The following is a 3,751-nucleotide window of genomic DNA, read 5'->3' on the forward strand; positions in this document are numbered from 1 at the left end:
CATGCCCAAAACAACTATGCAGCAGAATCTGCTTTGAGGTGATGACCAAGACATCGTCAGTGCTTCCCTCAGTTGTCAGGAAACAAACCTCTTGGGAACCTCTACAGCCGGGGCTAAGCGTTGCCGCCGCCTGGGAGCGGAAGTCTCTGCGGAAGTCTCTATAGACTTGCGGCCGAGACGTAGTAAAAGACTAATCTAACAGCTCCTGCATTTATGTAATTGATGAGCGCAGTCACTGATGTTCCGAACCACTGATGCAGAGGGGCGCATGTTGGTATGGAAAATCACCGCCTATGATGGGGTTCCGATTGAGCCGGAATATATTGCACTCTCGCAACCGGAGCAGGCAACGGGAATCAGCCATTATATGTGTTATCTCTATGAGGTCACCTTTCTTGGTTCCGTGCCTATTAAAACCGATGATCCGCAGGTGCTTAATGGTTTACCGGATGCCCAAACCGCAGCAGTTGTTGATCCCGTTTTGACCTTAAACACTGTTGATGGTGGGCAGGCTAAAACAGTAAAAGGAGGCTCTGTTAATTATTGTGAGGTGCCTGCTGCGGATCGTTTGCCAGCTGCTGAAAGTAACTTGGTTCCACAGTTTCCCTATACTCATGGCGTAGTTGGGGCAGTGGCAGCAGGTGCACCACCCGAGGCTGAGCCGGCGAGTGTGAGCTAACGTTTTGAGAATCAATTGGGTGCTGACTTTAAAGATTTTTCCCAGTTTGAACCGATTACCTGGTCTAATCGCTGAGCTCGGCCTCTTACCAAAACAGCAGAAAGCGCTTCTCCTCCGGGGCATGAGACCAGAGGAAAAGCGCAAGTTCTAAGAGTAGCTAAGCCTTTAGCGGAATACTGCAAGAGGCTTGGATTCATATGCTGCAGGTACTGCAGCTGGATCCTGAGTTGGGCGACGCTTTTGAGCGACACGACCAACAGTTGCTGGGATCAAGAATGCTGCGGTGAGGGTTGCTGCGAGGGTGAAGGCCAGGTTGATTCCTAGGGAAACGGCACCTGCCATGGCTACCTCGGAGTTCAGGCCATTGCTGTCGCGCAGAGCCAAGAATACTGAGGTAGAGATGGCGATGCCGATGGCTGCTCCGAGGGAGGAGGACATTTTGAATACGCCAGCTCCGGCGCCGGTGCGATCCTTTGGCAAGGTTCCAAGGGCGGTGTCGGTAACTGGGGTAGCAAAGAGTCCAAGTCCAATGCCGTAGAGGGAGAAACCAACCAGGGAAAGTGCGATGTATGCGCCTTCGGAAACATTGGTGATCATCATGATAGCTACGGAAAGTGCAACCAAAATACCAGCGACAACGATGACGCCGCGAGCACCGACCTTTTGCATGGCCTTTTCACCAACGCGGATGAAGAGCAGGACAAACACGGCGAAGCCGATGCTGGTCATGCCAGAAACAGTGGAGGAAACGCCCCAGCCGGATTGCTGAATCCACATCACTACTGCTACGACACCGCCGGTGGCGCTCATGAGGAAGTTGGTGATGGTTGCACCGCTAAATGCGCGGTCTTTAAAGAGGTTGAAGTCTAGTACTGGCCAAGCCACGAACTTTTCAATTTGGAAGAAGAGAACCAGGAAGATTGCGGATACTGCAAGCAAGGTCCAGGTCATCCAGTTGCCCCAGCCCAGTGCTTCACCCTGGGTGATAAAGAGTTCAAGGGAGAGTACTGCAAGTGCCAGTGCACCGATACCGTACCAGTCCAAACGCATGCCCACGTGCTGAGCTGGGCGAGATTCTGGCAGGTGGCGGGTCATGAGGATGGATACCAATGAAACGATGGCGCCGAGGACAAAGATGCCACGCCAGCCGAAGGGGCTAGCTACAACCAGACCAGCAAAGAGGGCACAGAATCCGGTGCCGCCCCAAGAACCGATGGACCAGATGGAGACTGCTCGTTGGCGAGCTGCTCCCAACCAGTAGGTTTTCACCAGTGCGAGGGAGGAGGACATAATTGCGGCTGCTGCCAGACCCTGCAGGACGCGACCAACGATCACCATTTCAGTGGCGAAGCTCGAGGTTGCCGCAGCGATCAAAAGGGAGCCGATAATATTGAGAATATTTCCTAAGTGCATTACCTTAACGCGGCCAAAAACATCGGCGATACCGCCGGCTGCCACGATAAAAGTGCCACAAAATAGTGCTGCAGCCACGACCGCGATATTCATGGTCTCAGTGCTCATCCCCAAAGAGCTGCCCATATCCGGGCCAATATTGAGGGTGGACTGGGCAAAAAGCCAAAAAGTCAAAACTGATAATACGATGCCGATGAGGGCCTTATCTTCGCCCTGATATGTCGTAGGTTTCATGGTCGTTCTCTTTCTATCAAACTATAGAAATCTTATGCACTAAATATATAACACAGTTTCTATAGATTAATAGAATTATGGTCAAAACCACTTTTCAAAAACTGCTTTTCGACGCTTCCCTGTCCAGCAGCGCGGCGTCGAAAAGCAGGGCCTTTAAGGCCCCGTTTAATGGCGGGATGTGCGTTAATGGTTATGTGAAGGTACGGGCAAGAATTCCTACAGCGCGCATTTATCTGGTTTTACTGACGGTATGGATCGCCACGCCGTTTATGGGTGATCGAGCACCTCTATGGACTCAGTGGGTGTACTGGATTGGGCTGGTCATGGCATCGCTTATTGGCATTGTGGTGGCGGCACGAGCTAAAGACCTCTTGTTGGGTGTGGTTTCGGCGTTAACGTTTTTTGCCTGGCCACTTGTTCTTATTGTGGCCCTAGCCTTTATGTAAAGGCGGAAATATAGTCATATGAAGGTATGGCCGTGCATTATTCATGCCGGCAGTAAAAGTAGCGATTGAACAAATGTACAAGAAACGGACCATGCCTCTTTGGTGTATGTACTAAAGAATCAGAACGTCCACGTGGCTGTTGGTGATGGCGTTTTATCTTAGCTAGCCACCGTCCACTAAATATCATACCTAGGTATTATTTTTCCTATAGGCAGGCTCAACCCCTATTCCCACTTCTTGATTAAGACAATCAATGCCTGGAAAGGACATGAGCTCGATGAGTAACAAAGAAATCGTATTTATTGTCTATGTGTCAGATATTAAAACATCAACGTCGTTTTATACTGACCTGCTTGAGGTGAAAACTAGCTTCGAATCCCCACGTTATGTGACAATGGATCTAGCTCCGGGAGTTTCGCTAGCACTGTGGACCGGGAAAAGCGACGCTCTCGACAGCGCCACAGCTCGCACTTCCGAAGTGTGTCTAAATCTTGGTGGGGGAGAAGAAGCTATCCTTTCGACCTATGATCAATGGGTGAAGAAGGGCGTGTCCATTGTGGAAGAACCTCATAGTGATGTTTTCGGTACAACTTTCGTGGCTTCTGATCTAGATGGAAACCGCATCCGGGTTGCTCCAATCGATTAAGTTGAAGAATGTTGCGGCACCTCAAGGGGGGATACGCCTAACGGGCTGTAGCTCGTTCTGTTATCCGAGCAGCTTGCTCAACGGGATTATCAAGCGATACCACCAACCTGCTGAAGTGCTCATCATTAAGCTCGATAACCACTGTGTTTTCAAATCCACTGACATTCCAGAATTGATTTTCCCCATCTGCGTGGAAAGTGCCACTGAGTTTTTTGCCCAACACGCAGACCAGGGCCACGCCATCCCTTGGGTTCCTTTTTCATTCCTGGATCATAGGTAGCTCCACGAACGTGGCTCCATGGAATGGTGATGCTTCCGGTGAAAGACCAGAGG

General features: G+C 50.6%; 5 protein-coding genes. 3 read left to right on the forward strand and 2 right to left on the reverse strand.

Annotated features, from left to right (window positions below; genetic code table 11):
* Nucleotides 1-238: 238 nt before the first annotated feature.
* Nucleotides 239-679: a hypothetical protein gene (locus SFC07_RS13180; protein WP_411208771.1), complete on the forward strand. Its 441-nt coding sequence runs from the start codon at nucleotides 239-241 to the stop codon at nucleotides 677-679.
* 165 nt (nucleotides 680-844) lie between these two features.
* Here SFC07_RS13180 and SFC07_RS13185 read toward each other — a convergent pair whose 3' ends face one another.
* Complete coding sequence (locus SFC07_RS13185; RefSeq protein WP_411208772.1) at nucleotides 845-2,326, reverse strand: MFS transporter; 1,482 nt, start codon at nucleotides 2,324-2,326, stop codon at nucleotides 845-847.
* Between the two features lie 77 nt (nucleotides 2,327-2,403).
* Between SFC07_RS13185 and SFC07_RS13190 the strand changes: the two genes are divergently transcribed.
* Nucleotides 2,404-2,772: a hypothetical protein gene (locus SFC07_RS13190; protein WP_411208773.1), complete on the forward strand. Its 369-nt coding sequence runs from the start codon at nucleotides 2,404-2,406 to the stop codon at nucleotides 2,770-2,772.
* 277 nt (nucleotides 2,773-3,049) lie between these two features.
* On the forward strand, nucleotides 3,050-3,418 hold the full coding sequence (locus SFC07_RS13195) for a VOC family protein (protein ID WP_411208774.1): 369 nt from the start codon (nucleotides 3,050-3,052) through the stop codon (nucleotides 3,416-3,418).
* Nucleotides 3,419-3,455: 37 nt separating this feature from the next.
* On the opposite strand, the gene SFC07_RS13200 is transcribed toward SFC07_RS13195, so the two are convergent.
* Nucleotides 3,456-3,656 (reverse strand): hypothetical protein, encoded by a 201-nt coding sequence (locus SFC07_RS13200; protein WP_411208775.1) that lies wholly within the window; start codon nucleotides 3,654-3,656, stop codon nucleotides 3,456-3,458.
* Nucleotides 3,657-3,751: the final 95 nt, after the last annotated feature.

The organism is Corynebacterium callunae, assembly GCF_046592015.1.
GTDB lineage: Bacteria > Actinomycetota > Actinomycetes > Mycobacteriales > Mycobacteriaceae > Corynebacterium > Corynebacterium callunae_A.